The 19,479-nt window shown below is 59.5% G+C and carries 13 protein-coding genes and 3 pseudogenes; 10 read left to right on the forward strand and 6 right to left on the reverse strand.

Going from position 1 to position 19,479, the window contains the following annotated elements:
• Positions 1-17: 17 nt before the first annotated feature.
• A complete protein-coding gene (locus LPQ25_RS08145; RefSeq protein WP_004180588.1) occupies positions 18-959 on the reverse strand; it encodes a sugar-binding transcriptional regulator in 942 nt (313 codons plus the stop codon).
• Positions 960-1,165: 206 nt separating this feature from the next.
• Between LPQ25_RS08145 and dalD the strand changes: the two genes are divergently transcribed.
• From dalD to LPQ25_RS08195, 10 genes and pseudogenes are all read left to right on the forward strand, one after another.
• Positions 1,166-2,533: a D-arabinitol 4-dehydrogenase gene (gene dalD / locus LPQ25_RS08150; RefSeq protein WP_009307433.1), complete on the forward strand. Its 1,368-nt coding sequence runs from the start codon at positions 1,166-1,168 to the stop codon at positions 2,531-2,533.
• A 9-nt stretch (positions 2,534-2,542) separates the two neighbouring features.
• Positions 2,543-4,006, forward strand: a complete 1,464-nt coding sequence (xylB, locus tag LPQ25_RS08155) for a xylulokinase (RefSeq protein ID WP_015875039.1) — start codon at positions 2,543-2,545, stop codon at positions 4,004-4,006.
• A 70-nt stretch (positions 4,007-4,076) separates the two neighbouring features.
• Entirely contained in the window at positions 4,077-5,354 is a 1,278-nt protein-coding gene (gene dalT, locus LPQ25_RS08160; RefSeq protein ID WP_002912654.1) for a D-arabinitol transporter, read from the forward strand.
• A 48-nt stretch (positions 5,355-5,402) separates the two neighbouring features.
• Complete coding sequence (locus tag LPQ25_RS08165; RefSeq protein ID WP_014907211.1) at positions 5,403-6,065, forward strand: HAD family hydrolase; 663 nt, start codon at positions 5,403-5,405, stop codon at positions 6,063-6,065.
• Between the two features lie 297 nt (positions 6,066-6,362).
• Positions 6,363-7,515 (forward strand): annotated as a pseudogene (locus LPQ25_RS08170) (mandelate racemase family protein).
• A 119-nt stretch (positions 7,516-7,634) separates the two neighbouring features.
• Complete coding sequence (locus LPQ25_RS08175; protein ID WP_014907212.1) at positions 7,635-9,257, forward strand: ABC transporter substrate-binding protein; 1,623 nt, start codon at positions 7,635-7,637, stop codon at positions 9,255-9,257.
• Positions 9,254-10,291, forward strand: coding sequence for an ABC transporter permease (locus tag LPQ25_RS08180; RefSeq protein WP_004149062.1), 1,038 nt, complete (start codon positions 9,254-9,256; stop codon positions 10,289-10,291). Before LPQ25_RS08175 ends, LPQ25_RS08180 begins: the two co-directional genes overlap by 4 nt.
• A complete protein-coding gene (locus LPQ25_RS08185) occupies positions 10,288-11,193 on the forward strand; it encodes an ABC transporter permease (protein ID WP_004200464.1) in 906 nt (301 codons plus the stop codon). The genes LPQ25_RS08180 and LPQ25_RS08185 overlap by 4 nt, the downstream gene beginning before the upstream one ends.
• On the forward strand, positions 11,165-12,028 hold the full coding sequence (locus tag LPQ25_RS08190; protein WP_004180551.1) for an ABC transporter ATP-binding protein: 864 nt from the start codon (positions 11,165-11,167) through the stop codon (positions 12,026-12,028). The genes LPQ25_RS08185 and LPQ25_RS08190 overlap by 29 nt, the downstream gene beginning before the upstream one ends.
• 10 nt (positions 12,029-12,038) lie before the next feature.
• Positions 12,039-12,811, forward strand: a pseudogene (locus tag LPQ25_RS08195) (ABC transporter ATP-binding protein).
• 240 nt (positions 12,812-13,051) lie between these two features.
• On the opposite strand, the gene yegS reads toward LPQ25_RS08195, so the two are convergent.
• The 5 genes and pseudogenes from yegS to LPQ25_RS08220 all read right to left on the reverse strand — a co-directional run bounded on the left by yegS (position 13,052) and on the right by LPQ25_RS08220 (position 19,479).
• Positions 13,052-13,948: a lipid kinase YegS gene (gene yegS, locus LPQ25_RS08200; RefSeq protein ID WP_004151134.1), complete on the reverse strand. Its 897-nt coding sequence runs from the start codon at positions 13,946-13,948 to the stop codon at positions 13,052-13,054.
• Positions 13,949-14,190: 242 nt separating this feature from the next.
• Entirely contained in the window at positions 14,191-15,552 is a 1,362-nt protein-coding gene (gene trhP, locus LPQ25_RS08205; protein WP_004144192.1) for a prephenate-dependent tRNA uridine(34) hydroxylase TrhP, read from the reverse strand.
• Between the two features lie 318 nt (positions 15,553-15,870).
• Positions 15,871-16,592 (reverse strand): annotated as a pseudogene (gene baeR, locus LPQ25_RS08210) (two-component system response regulator BaeR).
• Positions 16,589-18,067 carry an envelope stress sensor histidine kinase BaeS gene (baeS, locus tag LPQ25_RS08215; RefSeq protein ID WP_004149058.1) on the reverse strand — a complete coding sequence of 493 codons (1,479 nt, stop codon included), beginning with the start codon at positions 18,065-18,067 and terminating at the stop codon, positions 16,589-16,591. Before baeS ends, baeR begins: the two are co-directional and overlap by 4 nt.
• A complete protein-coding gene (locus tag LPQ25_RS08220; protein WP_014907213.1) occupies positions 18,064-19,479 on the reverse strand; it encodes an MFS transporter in 1,416 nt (471 codons plus the stop codon). The genes baeS and LPQ25_RS08220 overlap by 4 nt, the downstream gene beginning before the upstream one ends.

Genomic DNA, 19,479 nt, shown 5'->3' on the forward strand with positions numbered 1-19,479 from the left:
TGTCTGGCTGTTAAACGTTACCGCGTCAGCAGCCAGCGGGCGGTATGCTCATCGGTCACCAGGCCATTGATCCAGCCGCCTTTAAGGGCGGCCAGGATCGCCGGTCGTTTATGTTCTCCACAGGCAGCGGCAATCCGCGGGCAGTGGCTCTGGCGGATATCATAGCTGGTGATCATGCGGTTGATCTCGCTGTCTACCACGTCGCCTTGCGCATCAATAAACCGCCCGAGGATCTCCCCGATGCCGCCGCGGGCGGTCAGCTCATCCATCTGCGCCTGATTGATAAAGCCGTCTTTAAAGATCGGACTTTGCGTGCCCAGCGGACCAATGCCGACAAAAATCACGTCCGCCTCGCGGGCGACGCCGGAGACGCTGCGGAATAAGCGATTGGTGCACCACATTTCATACTCATCCGCGCTTTGGGCGTAGCGCGGCGCCGGCCACTGATAGTACTTGGCCTTAATTTTGCGGGTCAGCAGCAGGGGCACGTCATCGTAATAATTGCACTGCCCGTCGGCGTTCATGGCGCTGATCAGCGCCACGCAGCGGGTATTCAGGCTGTCAAAATCGATGCGCTGCAGCGCTTTTTTCAGGGTCAGGCCCGAGCCCAGACCGATAATTTTCTCTTTATCATCCTGCAGATAGCGAGCCATCAGCTGATAGCAGCCAAATGACACACTGTCGAGCGTGCTTTCTTCGCTAAAGGCGGGGACCACATTGCACTCGATCAAGCGGTATTTTTCCTGCAGCAACTGCGCATAATCGAGGCAGTTCGCTACCGGATGGTGCAGATTAATCGACACAATCCCTTCTTCTTTCGCGGCGGCGATCAGCCGTTGCACCACCGGTCTGGAGGTGCCCAGTAGGCTGGCAATCTCACTCTGATTCTGGCCGGCGATGTAGTACATCCATGCGGCACGCACCTTCTGATCCAACCGGATATCGTCTTCTTTACTCATGGTTTCCCGCCCTAAGTTGCTGGCCAGGGCACGCAATTGGCCCGGCGAATACCCGCATTCTCGCCGTGGTTGGCATAACTGGCAAGCTTTTGCTCTTTACTGGTCATTTGTAATTTAATTGGGTAATTGCTCTTTTGTGATCCATGGCTCTTATTTTGGTCAAATGATCAATTACAGTGGCGCCATCAACTCAAGGAGAGCAGAACATGAACAATCAATTCACATGGCTTCATATCGGTCTGGGTTCTTTTCATCGTGCGCATCAGGCGTGGTATCTGCATCGTCTGATTGCTTCCGGGGATAATCGCTGGCGCATCGCGGCGGGGAATATTCGCAACGACGCCGAGCAGGTGGTCCAGGCGCTGGCGGCGCAGGGAGGACGTTACGTCCTCGAGACCGTCAGCCCGGAAGGGGAGCGCGAATATGAAGAGATCACCTCAATCCAGAAACTGCTACCGTGGCAGGCCGGGCTACAGCCGCTGATTAACGAAGGGGCAAACCCGCAGACCAAAGTTATCGCCTTTACCGTGACGGAAGGGGGGTACTACCTGAACACTCGCCATCGGCTGGAAACCAGCAACCCCGATCTGCAGGCCGACCTGCAAGGCGAGTGCAAAACCATTTACGGCACCCTCGCGCGGATCCTGGAAAAGCGCATGGCCGACAACGCCGGGCCGCTGACCCTGCTCAACTGCGATAACGTGCGCCATAACGGCGAGCGTTTCCACGACGGTATGGTCGAGTTCCTGCAGCTCACCGGCAAACAGGCGGTGATTGACTGGATGGCGGCCAATACCACCTGTCCGAACACCATGGTGGACCGCATCACCCCGCGTCCGGCGGCCGATCTGCCGGCCCGCATCAAAGCGCAAACCGGAATTGATGACAAAGCGCCGGTGATGGGGGAGACCTTTATCCAGTGGGTAGTGGAGAACAACTTCCGCGATGCCCGCCCGAATCTGGAGGCGGTCGGCGTGGAGATGGTGGAGTCGGTCATCCCGTATGAAGAGGCGAAAATCCGTATTTTGAACTCGTCGCACAGCTGCATTGCCTGGGCGGGAACCTTAATCGGCCAGCAGTATATTCATGAAAGCACGCTGACCGATGTTATCTACGCCATTGCCGACCGCTACGTTACGGAGGACGTTATTCCGTGTCTCGGCGACAACGGTATTGATCTGCCGACCTACCGGGATGTGGTGCTTAAGCGCTTTACCAACCCCTATATCCAGGACACCAACCAGCGCGTCGCCGCCGACGGTTTCTCGAAAATTCCGGCGATGATCGCGCCAACCTTGCAGGAGTGCTACCAGCGCGGCGTCCGCCCGGAAGCGACCGCCATGCTGCCGGCGCTGTTCTTCGTCTTTATGGAGCAGTGGCACAAGGGAACTCTGCCGTATCAGTACCAGGACGGCATCCTGGATGCGCAGGCGGTGCATGAGATGTTCGAGGCTCAGGATCCGGTGGCTGTCTACGCGCGCGATAAAGCCCTGTTTGGTGATCTCGCCAACAACGCGGATTTCCTGGCGCTGATGCGCGAGAAAGTCGCCGCCGTTTACACGCTGATTAACTAAGAGGTGGCTATGTATCTGGGTATCGATCTCGGCACATCGGAAGTCAAAGCGCTGGTCATTGATGAGAACCATGAGGTTATCGCCAGCCATAGCGCGCCGCTGAGTATTCAGCGGCCTCATCCGCACTGGTCAGAACAAGCGCCGGAGCTATGGTGGGAGGCGACGGAGTACCTGATGGCCACGCTACGGGAAAAATGCGCCCAGCATTGGCCGGCCATTAAGGCGATTGGCCTCTCCGGGCAGATGCACGGCGCGGTGTTGCTGGATGCAGAGGGGGAGGCGATCCGTCCGGCCATTCTGTGGAACGACACCCGCTGCGCCGCAGAGTGCGCCGAGCTGGAGGCGATGGCGCCGGAGCTGCATCAGGTGGCGGGCAACCTGGCGATGCCGGGCTTTACCGCGCCAAAGCTGTTGTGGGTGCGCCGTCATGAGCCGCAGCACTTTCAGCGCACCGCCACGGTGCTGTTGCCCAAGGATTATCTGCGCTACCGGATGACCGGGAAGAAAGTCTCCGATATGTCGGACGCCGCCGGGACGCTGTGGCTGGACGTGGCGAAGCGCGACTGGTCCGACGCTCTGCTGGACAAGTGCGGCTTGTCACGCAGCCAAATGCCGACGCTGGTCGAAGGCTGCGAGGTTTCCGCCACCCTTGACCCGCAGGTGGCTGCGCGCTGGGGGCTGAACGCCTCGGTGATGGTGGCCGGGGGCGGGGGGGATAACGCGGTCAGCGCCATTGGCGTCGGCGCGGTCTCGCCGGGAGATGCGTTTATTTCGCTCGGCACCTCCGGGGTGCTGTTTGTGGTGACCGACGCCTATCGTCCGGCGCCGCAGTCGGCGGTACATGCGTTTTGTCACGTGCTGCCGAACCTGTGGCACCAGATGAGCGTCATGCTGAGCGCCGCCAGCTGTTTGCAGTGGTTCTGCCGCCTGACCGGCACCACGGAGGTGGCGCTGCTGGCGGAGATTGCCGAGCTAAGCGAGGAGGATAAAGCCCACGCCCCGTTCTTCCTGCCCTATCTCTCCGGGGAACGAACCCCGCATAACGATCCTGACGCGCGCGGCATCTTCTGGGGCATGACCCACGCCAGCCTGCGCGCGCAGCTCGGCTACGCGGTGCTGGAGGGGGTGAGCTTTGGGATCAACGACGGCCTGCAGGCATTGAAAGAGAGCGGGACGCCGATCGTGCAGTGCTCGCTGGTGGGCGGGGGCGCCCGCAGTCCGTTCTGGGCCCAGCTGCTGGCCGATATTCTCGCTATGCCGGTGGTGACCCACAAAGGCGGAGAGACCGGCGGCGCGCTGGGCGCGGCGCGGCTGGCCTGCCTGGCGGCGGGCAAACCCATTGCCGCGGTGTGTGAAAAACCGGAAGTCTGGCAGACCTGGCGTGCGGATCCCATTCGCCACCACACCCTGATGCAACGCTACGCGCAGTTTAAGACCCTGTATTTAAACGATCTTAAATATCGGCAGCACTGATTTTCATCATAACCGCCGCTTCGTTGCACGTCGCGGAGCGGCCACCCTGTACCCTGAAAACGAGGTCATTATGTCTATCAATAATAAACAGTGGCTCGGTTTACCCCTGAACCTGCTCTGGGGATACATCGCCATTGCCGTATTTATGACCGGCGACGGTTTTGAATTAGCCTTTCTGTCGCACTATATCAAAGCGCTCGGCTTCTCTCCGGCGGAGGCCTCCTTTGCCTTTACCCTCTACGGCCTGGCCGCTGCGCTGTCGGCGTGGATTTCCGGGGTGGTGGCGGAAATTATCACCCCGCTGAAAACGATGATGATTGGCTTCGTGCTGTGGTGCGTATTCCACGTGCTGTTCCTCGTTTTCGGCCTCGGTCACGCCAACTATGCGCTGATCCTGCTTTTCTACGGCATCCGCGGCTTCGCCTATCCGCTGTTCCTCTACTCGTTTATCGTGGCGATTGTCCATAACGTCAAAAGCGACAACGCCAGCTCGGCCATCGGCTGGTTCTGGGCGGTGTATTCCATCGGCATCGGGGTCTTCGGCAGCTATATTCCGAGCTTTACCATTCCGCACATTGGCGAAATGGGCACCCTGTGGCTGGCGCTGGCCTTCTGCCTTACCGGGGGCGTGATTGCCCTGGTTTCCCTGCGCCATATTCAAACGCCGCAGCATATGCAGAATCTCACCACCCGTGAGAAGTTTTCCGAGCTGGGACGCGCCGCGACGCTGCTCTATACCAACCGCAATATTCTGCTGTCGAGCATGGTGAGGATTATCAATACCCTCTCGCTGTTCGGCTTTGCGGTGATTATGCCGATGATGTTTGTCGATGAGCTGGGCTTCAGCACTTCAGAATGGCTCCAGGTATGGGCAGTCTTCTTCTTCACCACCATTTTCTCTAACGTGCTGTGGGGGATCCTCGGGGAAAAACTGGGCTGGATGAAGGTGGTGCGCTGGTTCGGCTGCATCGGGATGGCGCTCTCCAGCCTGGCGTTTTACTACATCCCTCAGCACTTTGGCCATAGCTTTGCGATGGCGCTGATCCCCGCCATCGCCCTCGGGATCTTTGTCGCCGCCTTCGTGCCGCTGGCGGCCGTGTTCCCGGCGCTGGAGCCGAAGCATAAAGGCGCGGCCATTTCGGTCTATAACCTGTCGGCGGGGATGTCGAACTTTCTCGCGCCGGCGATTGCCGTGGTGCTGCTGCCGTTCTTCAGCACCATCGGGGTGGTGATCGCCTATACCGCATTGTACGTGGTGGCCTTTTTCCTCTGCGCCTTTATCCGCGTGGAGCAGCCGGGGTTCTCCCACAAGGAAGCAACCGCCCGCGAGCAGGTTGAATTCTCATAGGTACTGCGGCTGGCATGCGCCTCATGCCAGCCTTAATGAGGTGAACGAATGGGTATGCAGGCGGTTATTTTTGACATGGATGGCGTGATTATTGATTCCGAGGCGCTGTGGCGTCAGGCGCAGATTGACGCCCTCGCGCAGTGGGGGGCAACGGCGAGCGTTGCTGAATGTGAAACCCTGACCAAGGGCAAGCGCCTCGACGACATTGCCGGCACCTGGTGCCGCTATTTTCAGCTTGATCTCGCTCCGCAGCGGCTTGAAGACGCCATCCTGCAGCGCATCACCCGCCTGATTGCCGCGAAAGGCGAACCGATGCGCGGGGTGCAGGAGGCGTTACGCTATTTTCGCGAAGCGGGTTATAAGATTGCGCTCGCCACGTCATCATCTCGTCAGGTTATTGCCGCTGTGCTGAACAAGCTTTCGCTCTGGCACTTTTTTGACGCGATCTCCAGCGCGGATGATGAACCACGCGGCAAACCGCACCCGGCGGTGTACCTCACGACGCTGCGGAAGCTCAATCTCAACGCCAGCCAGTGTCTGGTGATTGAGGATAGCTTTACCGGCTTTTGCGCGGCCCAGTCGGCGGGGATTGCCACGATAGTGATTGCAGAAGATAGCCAGCAGGCGCGTTTTCAGGCCGCCGCTGGCCGCTATCAAACCTTACCTGAACTGCTGGAAGCGCTTAGCGCGGAGCCAGCGGCGGCGGTTTAAGTCAGCCATTTGTGGGCGCAGACATTCCCGGGATGTAGCTGGTCGGTTAATCTCTTTTCTGCGCTCACGCCCTTTTTTCTCCTGGTCGATCTGCCTCACATTTCGCTCATCTTTTGTGAAAACAGTCACGTCTTGTTGTGCCAATGCCCAAATTTATGGCCTTGCTTAGCGGTATTTGTCCGAGGCACTGCTACGTAATTGTGCTTAGATTATATATTGAAACGTATTTTCAATAATGTGAAACCGCTTTGCCGATTTGCCTCTGTCGATCGGATTTGGCCGTGATAAGGATTGAGCATGAAAATTGAATCTGTGAATGTCACCGTTTTCCAGTATCCCACTCGTCGGGTTTCCGACAGCGCCGGGCACTCCCATCCGGGGCTGAAAGCATGGCCAAAATGGCGATGCTGACCATCACCGCTGATGATGGGGCGCAGGGTTTTTCGTTTGCGCCTCCGGAAGTCGTGCGCCCGTTCGTGGTGAATACTTTTTTTCGCAAAGTGCTGGTGGGCAGGACCCGTTTAACCGTGAGCGTATCTGGCAGGATCTTAACCACTGGCAGCGCGGCAGCGCACATCAGCTAACGGAGCGCGCGCTGTCGTTTGTTGAACAAGCGCTGTGGGACCTGATTGGCCGCAGCCTCAGGATGCCGGTCTACAAGCTGCTTGGCGGCTATCGCGACACCGTCCCGGCTTACGGTAGCACCATGTGCGGCGACGATCTACCGGGCGGCCTGTCGACCCCGGAAGAGTATGCCGCCTTTGCCGAAAAGCTGGTCGCCCGCGGCTACAAGGCCATCAAACTGCACACCTGGATGCCGCCAATCTCTTTTGCGCCCAATCCCAAAATGGATATTAAAGCCTGCGCGGCGGTGCGCGAAGCGGTAGGGCCGGATATTGACCTGATGATTGATGGCTATCACTGGTACAGCCGCGCCGAGGCGCTGTGGATCGGCAAAGAGCTGGAAAAACTCAATTTCGCCTGGTTTGAAGAGCCGATGGAGGAGGATTCGATGTCCTCCTATGCGTGGCTGGCGGAGAACCTGTCGATTCCCATCGTCGGGCCGGAGAGCTTCGGCGGCAAGCACCACATGCGCGCCGAATGGGTGAAAGCCGGGGCCTGCGACATTCTGCGCGCCGGCGCTAACGGCGTGGGGGGGATTACCCCGACCATGAAGGTGGCGGCGCTGGCGGAATCTTTCGGCATGGATTGCGAAGTCCACGGCAACGGAGCGGCAAGCCTGGCGGTGGTGGGCGCGATCCGCAACTGCCGCTGGTACGAGCGCGGCCTGCTGCATCCGTTCCTCGACTACGATGAACCGGCGGCCTATCTCAACAGCATTGTCGACCCGATGGATGACCAGGGATTTGTGCATTTGTCACAACGTCCGGGTCTCGGTGAAGACATTAATTTTGCGTATATCGAAGCCAATACCGTTAGCCACGACTGATTTAAAAAAATAAATACCCGATGGCGCTGCGCTTATCGAGCCTGCGGCCCGGTAGACCGGATAAGCCGAAAATGCCGCCATCCGGCAACATGTACCCTACAGTACAGGCAAACAGAGATATGAAAAAAACCTCCTTACTGGGAGCGTGTATTCTCGCGCTCGCCATGTCGATGGGGAGCGGGGAGGCGGTGGCGAAAACGCCGCCCGACCAGCTGATCATCGGCATGAATATGAATAACCTGCTCACCCTTGACCCGGCGGCGATGACCGGTAACGAAGTGGTGGGGATCGTGGTCAACCTCTACGACTCGCTGGTGGAGCTTGACCCTGAGCAGCTCACCACCGTCAGGCCCGCGCTGGCGAAATCCTGGGATATCAGCCCCGACGGCAAAACCCTGACCTTTCATCTGCGCGATGACGTTAAGTTTCACTCCGGCAACCCGCTGACCTCCGCCGACGTCGTGTGGTCAATGCGGCGCATCCTGCACCTCAACCTGGCCCAGGCCTCAGTATGGAAATCCTATGGCTTCAGTAAGAAAAATATCGACAGCCAGGTCAGTGCGCCGGGCCGCTTCACGGTGCAAATCGTATTACCCAAAGATAACGATCCGCAGCTGGTGATTTACTCGCTGGCGGCGCTGGGCAACCTCGGAGTGCTGGACAGTAAAACGGTGCAAAGCCACCAGCAGGATAACGACTGGGGTAACCGCTGGCTAACCACCCATGAAGCCGGTTCCGGGCCGTTTATCCTCGAAACCTGGCAGGCGAAAGATGTGCTGCGCATGAAGCGTAACCCTGACTACTGGCGCGGCGAGGCGAAAATGAGCCGCGTGGTACTGCGTCATTTCCAGGAGTCGCAAACTCTGCGCCTGATGATCGAAAAAGGCGACCTTGATATTGCCAACAATATGGCGGTTTCCGATATCAACGCCCTGCGCAGCGATCCGCAGCTGACCGTCGATGCGGTGCAGCGCGGCACCATGTACTACGTGGCGATGAGCATGAAAGAGGCGCACTTCGCCAATCCGAAAGTGCGCGAGGCGGTGCGCTTTCTGATTGATTACCAGGGTATCAATAAAGCGCTGATGCCGGGCTATGGCGTGCTGCACCAGCGGCCTATCAAAGCGGGAATGCCGTCCACGCTACCCGATCCCGGCTACAGGCTGGATGTGGCGCGGGCGAAAAAGCTGCTGGCGGAAGCGGGATATCCCAACGGCTTTGATACCACGCTGCGGGTACTCTCCGATCAGCCATTTCTTAACATCGCTATCGCCGTGCAGTCGACGCTGATGCAGGCGGGGATTAACGCCAAAATCATCACCGGCACTGGTAACCAGATCTACGGCGCAATGCGCGAGCGTAAATTTGACCTGCTGGTAGGTCGCGGCGGCAGCGGGATGGAGCCGCATCCGCACTCCAGCCTGCGCGCGCTGGTCTATAACCCGGATAACAGCGATAAGGCGCGCCTGACCAACTTCCAGGGCTGGCGTACCGGTTTTTACGACCCGCAACTGAATACGATGATTGACCAGGCCCTGCTGGAACGCGATCCGCAAAAACAGGTGGCTGACTACCAGGCCATCCAGACACGCTACGACCAGCTGGTTCCGGCTTTAATTCCGCTTTCACAGATGGTTGATTCGGTCGTCGTGCGCAACGAGGTACGGGAGTATCAGCCGCACCCCTCCGCCACCACTTTTCTGCGTGACGTCTATAAAGTCCGCGAAGGAGAGAAAGGATGAGTACCGCAATCCTTGCGCCCGGCTCACGCGGCCGGCGCTTATCAAAACGGCTACTGCAGGTGGTGATTACACTGTTCGGCCTGCTGCTGCTGACCTTTACCATTGGCCGCGTCATGCCCATCGACCCGGTGCTGGCGATTGTCGGCCCGGATGCTGACCAGAGTACCTATCAGCAGGTTTACCAGCAGCTGGGGTTTGATAAATCGCTGACCACCCAGTTTGGCATCTATTTCGTCAACCTTTTGCACGGCGATCTGGGCAACGCGCTGCTGACCGGGAAACCGGTGGTGGACGATATTATCCGCGTCTTCCCGGCCACCATGGAGCTGGCAACGATGGCAATTATTGTCGGCGCGGGTCTTGGTATTCCGCTGGGCGTGTTGGCGGCGGCGCGGCGCAATAGCGTCTCCGATTATGTGGTACGCATTATCAGCCTGGCGGGCTACTCGACGCCGATCTTTTGGGTCGGGATGATGGGGCTGCTGGTGTTCTATGCCTGGCTTGGCTGGGTAGGCGGCGCCGGGAGGGTAGATCTCGGGCTGGATGGTGTGGTGCCGCGCCGCACCGGGCTGATGACCGTTGATGCGCTGCTGGCCGGCAACGGCCAGGTGTTCTGGAACGCCATTAATCATCTGATTCTTCCCGCCTCGCTGCTGGGTTTTCACTCGCTGGCTTATATCAGCCGTATGACCCGCAGCTTTATGCTGGCCCAGCTGTCGCAGGAGTTCATTATTACCGCCCGGGTGAAAGGGCTGACCGAGCGCCAGGTTATCTGGAACCATGCGTTTCGTAACATCCTCGTGCAACTGCTGACGGTGGTGGCGCTGGCCTACGGCGCGCTGCTGGAAGGCGCGGTGCTGATTGAAACCGTCTTCTCATGGCCGGGGTTTGGCTCCTACCTTACCGGAAGCTTGCTGCTGGGCGATATGAATGCGGTGATGGGCTGCGTGCTGCTGGTGGGGGTGATCTTCGTGATGCTCAACCTGCTCTCCGACATGCTGTATCAATTCTTTGACCCGAGGACAAAATCATGACCGTTTCTCTGGATTCGCCGCTTTCGGGTGGTGCGGGCGAAGGCCGTCAGCGGCTGCAACGCGCGGCGGCGCGGGCCGTCGGGTTTATCGGCAAAATGGCGCGCAATCCGCTCACGGCCATCGGCGGAGGAATTATCTTTATGCTGCTGGTGGTGGCGATTTTCGCGCCGCTGATTGCGCCTTATAACCCGCTGGTACAGGACCTGAATAGTGCGCTGGTCGCGCCGAATGCGCAGCACTGGTTCGGCACCGATGAGTTTGGCCGGGATATCTTTAGTCGCCTGGTGTACGGCTCCCGCATCACGCTCTATATCGTGCTGCTGGTCTCAGTGACCGTCGGTCCGCTCGGACTGCTGCTGGGCGTCAGCGCCGGCTATTTCGGCGGTAAAGTCGATATGGTGCTGATGCGCGTCACCGATATTTTCATCTCCTTCCCGAGTCTGGTCCTGGCGCTAGCGTTTGTCGCCGCTTTAGGACCGGGGCTGGAGCACGTGGTTATCGCCATCACGCTGACCGCCTGGCCGCCGATTGCCCGTCTGGCGCGCGCCGAAACGCTCTCTCTGCGCCAGGCTGATTTTATCTCCGCCGTGCGTCTGCAGGGCGCTTCATCGGCCCGCGTCCTCTGGCGCCATATCGTGCCGCTGTGTCTGCCCTCGGTCATTATCCGTATCACCATGAATATGGCCGGGATCATTCTGACCGCGGCCGGCCTAGGCTTTCTCGGCCTCGGCGCGCAGCCGCCAGAGCCGGAGTGGGGAGCGATGATCTCCAGCGGGCGCACTTATATGATGGAGTGCTGGTGGGTCGTAACCATTCCGGGGCTGGCGATTTTGATCAATAGCTTAGCGTTCAACTTCTTAGGAGATGGCCTACGTGACATCCTCGATCCCCGTAGTGAATAATGCACCGCTGCTCGACGTGCGCGATTTGTGCGTCGACTTTGTTAACGGTAGCGCGGTGACCCACGCCGTGCGCGGCGTCTCCTTCCAGCTGGGGCATGAGAAGCTGGCCATTGTCGGCGAATCCGGTTCGGGTAAGTCCACCGTTGGGCGCGCGCTGCTGCAGCTGCATCCGAAAAAGGCCCGCGTCAGCGCCAGCCGGATGCAGTTTGCCGACCTCGATCTGCAGCATCTTAGCGAAGCGCAGATGCGCGGCGTACGCGGCAAACGTATCTCGATGATTATGCAGGATCCGAAATATTCGCTGAATCCGGTGGTCTGCGTGGGTAAGCAAATCGCCGAGGCCTGGCTTACTCATCATCCCGGGCGCAAAGATGAGGCGAAAGCCAGGGCGCTGGAGATGCTGGAGGTGGTGCGTATTCGCCAACCGGAGCGCGTTTATCAGCTTTATCCGCATGAAATATCCGGCGGACAGGGGCAGCGCATCATGATCGCCATGATGCTGATTACCGACCCGGAGCTGATCATTGCCGATGAGCCCACCTCCGCGCTGGACGTGTCGGTGCGACTGCAGGTGCTGGGCCTGCTGGATGACCTGGTTCAGTCGCGCGGGCTGGGGCTGATTTTTATCAGCCACGATATCAACCTGGTGCGCAGCTTCTGCGACCGGGTGCTGGTGATGTACGCCGGACGGGTAGTGGAGTCCATCGCCGCTAAAGATCTCGATAACGCCCGTCACCCCTACACTCAGGGATTGATTAACTCGCTGCCGGATATGCAGCATCGTCGCCCGATACTGCCGGTGCTGCAGCGTCAGGCCAGCTGGTTAACGGATTAAGGAGCGGATAATGATTGAAGTTCAACATCTCAACCTCGCGTTTGGCGAGGGGAGAAGCGTAACCAGGTGCTGTATGACGTCAGTTTCCACGTTAAGCCCGGCGAGATCTACGGTCTGGTAGGAGAGTCCGGTTCCGGTAAAACGACGGTGCTCAAGTGCCTGGCGGGGCTGTTTACCCACTGGCAGGGGGAACTGACCATCGATGCTCAGCCCTTAGGGCATGAAATTAGCCGCGAGCGCTGCCGTCAGGTGCAGATGGTATTTCAGGACCCCTACGGATCGCTGCATCCCCGTCACACCATTGGCGATATCCTCGAAGAGCCGCTGCAGATCCATCGTATCAACGACCGCGACCGGCGGATCAATGTGCTACTGGATAAAGTTGGCCTCAACCGCGCCTTTCGCGAGCGCTATCCGCATCAGCTCTCCGGCGGGCAGCGGCAGCGCGTGGCGATAGCCAGAGCGCTGATTCTTGAGCCTCAGGTGCTGCTGCTGGATGAGCCGACGTCGGCGCTGGATGTGTCGGTGCAGGCTGAGATCCTTAACCTGCTGGCGGAACTGCAGCGGGAGGCTAAGCTCACTTACCTGATGGTCACCCACGATCTTGGGGTTATTGCCCACTTATGCCAGAAAGTGGCGGTGATGCAGTACGGGAAGATCCTCGAAACCCTGACGGTCGATGCGCTGGTCAGCGGCCAGGCGCAGACGGCCTATACGCAGATGCTGGTTAACGCCAGTCGGCAATATACGCGCGAAATGGCGCGCGAGGTGGCGGAATACTAAGCTTTATGGCGCATTGTCTCACGGCAGATGCGCCCATTTTAATAGGTAACTATTTGATGTTATAGGTTTTTTGTGGTTGTGGGTATCGTCTATTAATGTAAGCGCGTTGTTTGGAACGATATCCTGCCCAGGTTTTTCCTGCAGCCGCAGGTGCCGTTTTACCTTAACATTCAGAGGCTCAATCAACGAACCCGGCTGCTGTATACCAGCCGGGCGCCGTCTTTGCTTTGCGAAGCCTGATCAGCGTAGCAGCGGGCAGTCGGGCGGCAGCCGGCAGCGCAGGGCCGCCGGTAACAGCTCCATACGGAAGGTTTTTCCGCTGAGCGGCTCGCCGTCGAGGTTAAAGGTCATCTCATGGGGCGCGGTTATTTCAAACCACGAGGAGACACCGTCAACAATATTCGGCGAGTTTTCCGGATTCGCCAGGGTGCTGAACAGGGCAGGGATCAGCTCTTCGCCGGTGAAAATGCGCAGATGCAGCAGACCATCGTTAATCAACGCCTCCGGGCACAGCTGCTGGCCGCCGCCGGCCTGGCGGCCGTTGCCGATGCCGATGACCAGCGCATCGCCCTGCCAGTGAAAGTTCTCCCCGCGGATCTCGCAGCGGTCCGGCTTCAGGGTATCCATGCGCATCAGACCGTGGATTAAATAAGAGACACCGCCGAGCGCGGCCTTGAGTTTTTCCGGCGTTTCGGTGGTGATCCGGGTGCCGAACCCGCCGGTCGCCATATTAATAAAGCCGGTTTTATCATTCACCCGGGCGATATCTATCGGCACATCGCGGCCGACGATCGCCAGCTTGAGGGCGCTGGCCAGGTCCTGCGGAATACCGACGCTGGTGGCAAAGTCGTTAGCCGTGCCCAGCGGTAAAATCCCCAGCGCCATCTTGCCGCCGCGCTCCACCAGCGCGGTCGCCACTTCATTAATGGTGCCATCGCCACCGCCGGCGATCACCGTTTCAACGTTCAGCTGCAGGGCTTCATCGATAAACCGAGCGGCATCGCCCTTTTCCCAGGTCACGCGGACGTGAATATCAATCCCTTCATCGCGTAACAGGTTAACCGCTTCGCGTAGCTGCGGTTCATTGGCACCTTTGCCGTTAAGGATCAGTAAGCTGGCAGGAAACGTAGACATCATCAAGGGAACCTTTATTGCTCAATGTTGCATAAAGTGTACCGCATGACGAAAGCGAAGACCGGAGGAGAGGCAAAAAAATAAGCCCGCGTAAGGGAGATTACGCAGGCTAAGGAGGTGGTTCCTGGTACAACTAGCATTTATGGGTTATGTTTTTCAGCGAAATGGATGATACCTGTTTCGATCGAAACGGTATGTGATCCGATTCTAATATCCTTACATCGTGAAAAAATAACGCAAATTAACTAGTTACCGTGCGGATTTCTGGTTGTTTGACCAGTAAAGTTGCGCATCAGCAGGGCATACTGCAGGGGCAGGTCGTCCGGCACAGGTAACCAGACGGTATAGCCATCGCCCGGGGCCACCGGCATGGTTTCGCCTTTGCCATTCTCCATATGCTCAAGGGTGAAGTTGACGTTCCCCTGCGGGGTCATCAGCTCAAGGCTGTCGCCGACGCTGAACTTATTTTTGACCGCCACGGCCGCCAGCGGGCCGTTACGCTCTCCGGTGAATTCGCCGACAAACTGCTGGCGCTCGGAGACGGAGTAGCCGTACTCGTAGTTCTGATAATCGTCATGGGTATGGCGGCGCAGGAAGCCTTCGGTGTACCCGCGGTGGGCCAGCCCTTCCAGGGTCTCCAGCAGGCTGGTATCGAACGGTTTGCCGGCGGCGGCATCGTCGATCGCCTTGCGGTAAACCTGAGCGGTGCGCGCGCAGTAGTAGAAGGATTTGGTGCGGCCTTCGATCTTCAGCGAGTGAACGCCCATCTGGGTCAGACGCTCAACGTGGGCGATAGCCCGCAGATCTTTCGAGTTCATGATGTAGGTGCCGTGTTCGTCCTCAAAGGCGGTCATGTATTCGCCCGGACGTTTGGCTTCCTCAATCATAAAGACTTTATCGGTCGGCGCGCCGATGCCGAGGGTAGGCTCCACGGTCTGCACCGGGATCGGCTCATATTTGTGGACGATGTTGCCGACGTCGTCCTCTTTGCCTTCCGCCACGTTGTATTCCCAGCGGCAGGCGTTGGTGCAGGTCCCCTGGTTCGGGTCGCGCTTGTTGATATACCCGGAGAGCAGGCAGCGGCCGGAGTAGGCCATGCATAGCGCGCCGTGGACGAAAATCTCAATCTCCATCTCCGGCACCTGGCGGCGAATCTCTTCGATTTCATCCAGCGACAGTTCACGCGACAGGATCACGCGGGTCAGCCCCATCTGCTGCCAGAATTTGACCGTCGCCCAGTTGACGGCGTTGGCCTGCACTGAAAGATGGATCGGCATCTCCGGGAAGTGTTCCCGCACCAGCATGATTAAACCCGGATCGGACATGATCAGCGCGTCCGGACCCATCTCCACCACCGGCTTCAGATCGCGAATAAACGTTTTCAGCTTGGCGTTATGCGGGGCGATGTTGACCACCACATAGAATTTTTTACCCAGCGCGTGGGCTTCATTGATGCCGAGCTGCAGATTTTCGTGATTGAATTCGTTGTTACGCACGCGCAGCGAGTAGCGCGGCTGGCCGGCATAAACGGCATCGGCGCCATAGGCGAAAGCGTAACGCATATTCTTCAGCGTTCCCGCCGGGGAGAGGAGTTCTGGTTTAAACATGGTGTTCTCGTTCTGATGACAGGTCAGATTCGCCGCACCTGGTGCGGCGAGTTGGGGAGTGTCCCCACATTAAGGGCGGGCATTGTAGCGCCGCGGCGAAGGGGAGTAAATATCAGATAGGTATCTTTCAGTATGGCTAATTTGTTTGCCATTTTGAACCTGGGCAGTGCTCACACTGACAGCGTTAATAACGCCTGGTGGGATAGGCTCTAGGGAGTTCCCCGGGTTGCGGCGTAAACGCCTTACCCGGGCTACGGATTGCAGATGGCGGTGAACGTGTAGCCCGGCGAAGCGCAGCGCGAGCCGGGAAAAGGCTAACTACGCCAGCCGGCAGGCGTCCGCTTCCCAGCGGTAGCCAACGCCATACACCGCGCGGATAAACGACTGCTCGGCGTCCAGCGCCTCCAGCTTGCGCCGCAGGTTCTTGATGTGGCTGTCGATGGTGCGATCGGTGACTACCCGATAATCGTCATACAGATGGTTGAGTAGCTGTTCGCGGGAGAACACTTTGCCCGGCTCCTGGGAGAGGGTTTTCAGCAGCCGGAACTCGGCGGGAGTGAGGTCCAGCAGCTTGTCGCGCCAGGAGGCCTGAAAACGACCTTCGTCGACAATCAGCGGGCTCTGGGCGTCCAGCGCCTGCAGATCGCGCTGCGGCTTGCAGCGGCGGAGGATGGTTTTTACCCGGGCGACCACTTCCCGGGGGCTGTAGGGCTTGCAGATATAGTCGTCGGCGCCTATTTCCAGCCCAGCAAACGGTCGATCTCTTCGATTTTCGCCGTCACCATCACCACCGGAACATCGGAGAAGCGGCGAATTTCCCGGCACAGCGTCAGACCGTCGGTACCGGGCAGCATCAGATCCAGCAGGATCAGGTGCGGCGGCGTCTGGCGGACGTAGGGCAGGACCTTGTCGCCGTGGTTAATCAACGCAGGCGCATAGCCGGCGGCCTGCAGATAATCAATCAGCAGTTGGCCGAGCTTCGGTTCATCTTCCACGATAAGGATGCGTGGGGTGTTTTCATCTACAGGCAATTCAGTCATACGTCTCTCGGTAAATCATGTTCCAGAGGTAACTCAACTTTAATGCTAACCCCGCCAAAAGGCGAATGGTCGGCACGCAGGGTGCCGCCGTGGGCCGCTACGATATTGAGGCAAATCGCCAGTCCGAGGCCGGAGCCGCCGCTGGCGCGGTTGCGCGATCCTTCCGCCCGGTAAAAGCGTTCGCACAGGCGGGCCAGCTGCTCATCGCTGACGCCGGGGGCGCTGTCGGCGAAGTCAATCACCAGCATGCGACCGCTGCGGCGGGCGGTGATGTGCAGGCTGCCGCCGCTGTCGGTATAGCGCAGGCTGTTCTCCAGCAGATTGTTGAAGAGCTGCATCAGGCGGTCGCGGTCGCCGAAGATCATCGCCTGCTCCGGGAGCGACACCTGAATGCTTAGCTGCCGGCTGGCGAAGCGCTCGCGAAAAGCGCCCGCCGCCACTTCCAGCAGGGTGATGATATCCAGTGAGGTTTTCTGGTAGGCCAGCGCCCCCTCGTCGGACATCGACAGCTGATGGAGGTCGTCCACCAGCTTGGTGAGGGTAGCCACCTCGGCCTGCAGAGAAGGAATCGACTCGGGGGTAAAGCGCCGGACCCCGTCCTGAATCGCCTCCAGCTCGCCGCGCAGCACCGCCAGCGGGGTACGCAGCTCATGGGAGATATCGGCCATCAGATCGCGACGCATCTGCTGGTTGCGCTCCAGGGTGCTGGCGAGCTGGTTAAAATCCTGCGCCAGGCGGCCGAGCTCATCGCCGCCGGTCACCGTCACGCGGGTGGAAAAGTCGCCCGCCGCCAGCTTATGGGTGCCTTCCACCAGCCGCTTCACCGGCGCCAGCAGACCGCGGGCCAACGGGAAAGTGGCCAGCGCGGCAAGCAGGGTGGCAAGGGCGACAATCAGCCAGCTGGTGCGCTTTTGCTGCCGGTCGAAGTTAATGTCGGTATTGCGCGTCAGCCGCTCTACCGGCGAGGCGATCACTTTGCCCACCTCCGCGCCGTTGACCACGATGCTGCGCTGGGTACCATCCTCCGGGACGCGCTCTCGCGGCCCCACCAGCACGCGCCCCGACTGATCCACCACCCAGAACATGGTGCGCCAGCCGTGGGGCGGCATTTCCGGCCTCGGGCGCGGGCCGTCAGGGGGGCCATCCGGCGGCGGCCCGTCCGGGGCGGCGTCCGGCTTCATGGCGTGCCCCGGCGGCGAGCGGTCGTCGTTATCCCGTTCGAAGGTGCGCAGCAGCTGAAAGATAAAGCGGTCATTATTGCGCAGAAACGCCCAGCTGCCATGCTGGGCATACTGCTCGCTCAGCGCGTCGCTGAGCATGGTTAAGCGTTGCTCATTGCCGCGCTTGATATAGTCGATAAACCCGCGTTCAAAACTAATGCGCACCGCCCAGTGCATGCTGATCAGCAGCACGATGCAGGTGGCGAATATAGCGAGGAACAGCTTGCCGGTAATACCCGGGCGCCAAAATTTCACGATCCACTCCTGTTGCGTCGACGGAGGACGATATTGCTGCCGACGTCATCCGGTACCCTGGAAAAGATGAGCGCCGGCAGGGCGATGATCGCCGCCATGCTCAGATAGGTGTAGAGAAAGACCTGATGGGTGCTGGCGGCGTCGAGACTCATATGCTGCTGGCCATACAGCCCCAGCAGCAGCCCGGCGATGGTCACGCCGATACTCATCGACAGCTGCATCACCATCGACAGCAGGCTGTTGCCGCTGCTGGCCAGATCGTCCGGGAGATCTTTCAGCGTCAGGGTATTCATTGAGGAGAAGCGGCTGGCGTTGATCATCCCCTGCAGAAACAGGACCAGCGGCAGCACGTAATACCACCCGGCCAGGGCGCTAAACATAAACAGCAGGCTGACCGCCGCCAGGCCCAGGGTGCTGGCGACCAGCACCCGACGGTAGCCAAAGCGGTTGACCACCTGGACCACGATCCGCTTCATGCCCATGCTGCCGAGCACCATCGGGATCATCATCAGCCCGGCGTGAAAGGGGGAGAAGCCGAGGCCGATCTGCAGAAACACCGGGGTCATAAACGGCAGCATGCCGCTGCCGATGCGTCCCGCGAAGCTGCCGCCGAGGCCGAGAGAGAAGGTGCGGTTGCGAAACAGGTTAAGGCTAAACAGCGCCCGGGCGTTGCCGCGGGCGTGCCACAGGTAGAGCAGCAGGGCGCAGAGGCCGACGGCCACCAGCCCCGCCAGCCAGGCAGGGGAAATGCCGAGCCCTTTCTGGCCGTCGAGCGCCAGGGTCAGGGTCGCCATTCCGGCGGCCAGCAGCAGAAAGCCGGAGAGATCGAAGCGCCGGGTCTGCATGGTGTAGTTGGGCATCAGACAGAGGGTGGCGATCGCGCCGACGATCCCCACCGGGATGTTGATGAGGAAGATCCAGTGCCATGAGGCGTACTCCACCAGCACCCCGCCCAGCGCCGGGCCGAGCAGCGGGCCGACCTGGCCCGGCAGGGTAACGAAGGTCATCGCCGCCATATACTGATCGCGCGGGACGATCTTCATCACCGTCAGGCGGCCGACCGGCACCATCATCGCGCCGCCGACCCCCTGCAGCACCCGCGCCATCACCAGCTGGTCGAGGGTGCTGGCCTGGGCGCAAAACAGCGATCCGGCGGTAAACAGCACGATGGCGGTGAAGAAGATATTGCGCACCCCGACCCGGTCGGCCAGCCAGCCGCTGGCCGGCAGCATCACCGCCACCGTTAACACATAGGAGACGATAATCATATGCATATGCAGCGGACTCTCCCCGAGGCTTTTGGCCATCGAGGGGAGGGCGGTGTTAACGATGGTGGTGTCCAGCGACTGCATAAAGAAGCCGAACGCCACTATCCATAGCTGCCAGCGCACGCTGGCCGGGAGGTCTGTCAT

The organism is Klebsiella sp. KPN54798 (assembly GCF_021184225.1).
GTDB classification, from domain to species: domain Bacteria; phylum Pseudomonadota; class Gammaproteobacteria; order Enterobacterales; family Enterobacteriaceae; genus Klebsiella; species Klebsiella pneumoniae.

Coding starts and splice junctions, on each gene's coding strand:
- LPQ25_RS08145 (WP_004180588.1), bottom strand. CDS start 959: ATGAGTAAAGAAGACGATATCCGGTTGGATCAGAAGGTGCGTGCCGCA.
- dalD (WP_009307433.1), top strand. CDS start 1,166: ATGAACAATCAATTCACATGGCTTCATATCGGTCTGGGTTCTTTTCAT.
- xylB (WP_015875039.1), top strand. CDS start 2,543: ATGTATCTGGGTATCGATCTCGGCACATCGGAAGTCAAAGCGCTGGTC.
- dalT (WP_002912654.1), top strand. CDS start 4,077: ATGTCTATCAATAATAAACAGTGGCTCGGTTTACCCCTGAACCTGCTC.
- LPQ25_RS08165 (WP_014907211.1), top strand. CDS start 5,403: ATGGGTATGCAGGCGGTTATTTTTGACATGGATGGCGTGATTATTGAT.
- LPQ25_RS08175 (WP_014907212.1), top strand. CDS start 7,635: ATGAAAAAAACCTCCTTACTGGGAGCGTGTATTCTCGCGCTCGCCATG.
- LPQ25_RS08180 (WP_004149062.1), top strand. CDS start 9,254: ATGAGTACCGCAATCCTTGCGCCCGGCTCACGCGGCCGGCGCTTATCA.
- LPQ25_RS08185 (WP_004200464.1), top strand. CDS start 10,288: ATGACCGTTTCTCTGGATTCGCCGCTTTCGGGTGGTGCGGGCGAAGGC.
- yegS (WP_004151134.1), bottom strand. CDS start 13,948: ATGATGTCTACGTTTCCTGCCAGCTTACTGATCCTTAACGGCAAAGGT.
- trhP (WP_004144192.1), bottom strand. CDS start 15,552: ATGTTTAAACCAGAACTCCTCTCCCCGGCGGGAACGCTGAAGAATATG.
- LPQ25_RS08220 (WP_014907213.1), bottom strand. CDS start 19,479: ATGACAGACCTCCCGGCCAGCGTGCGCTGGCAGCTATGGATAGTGGCG.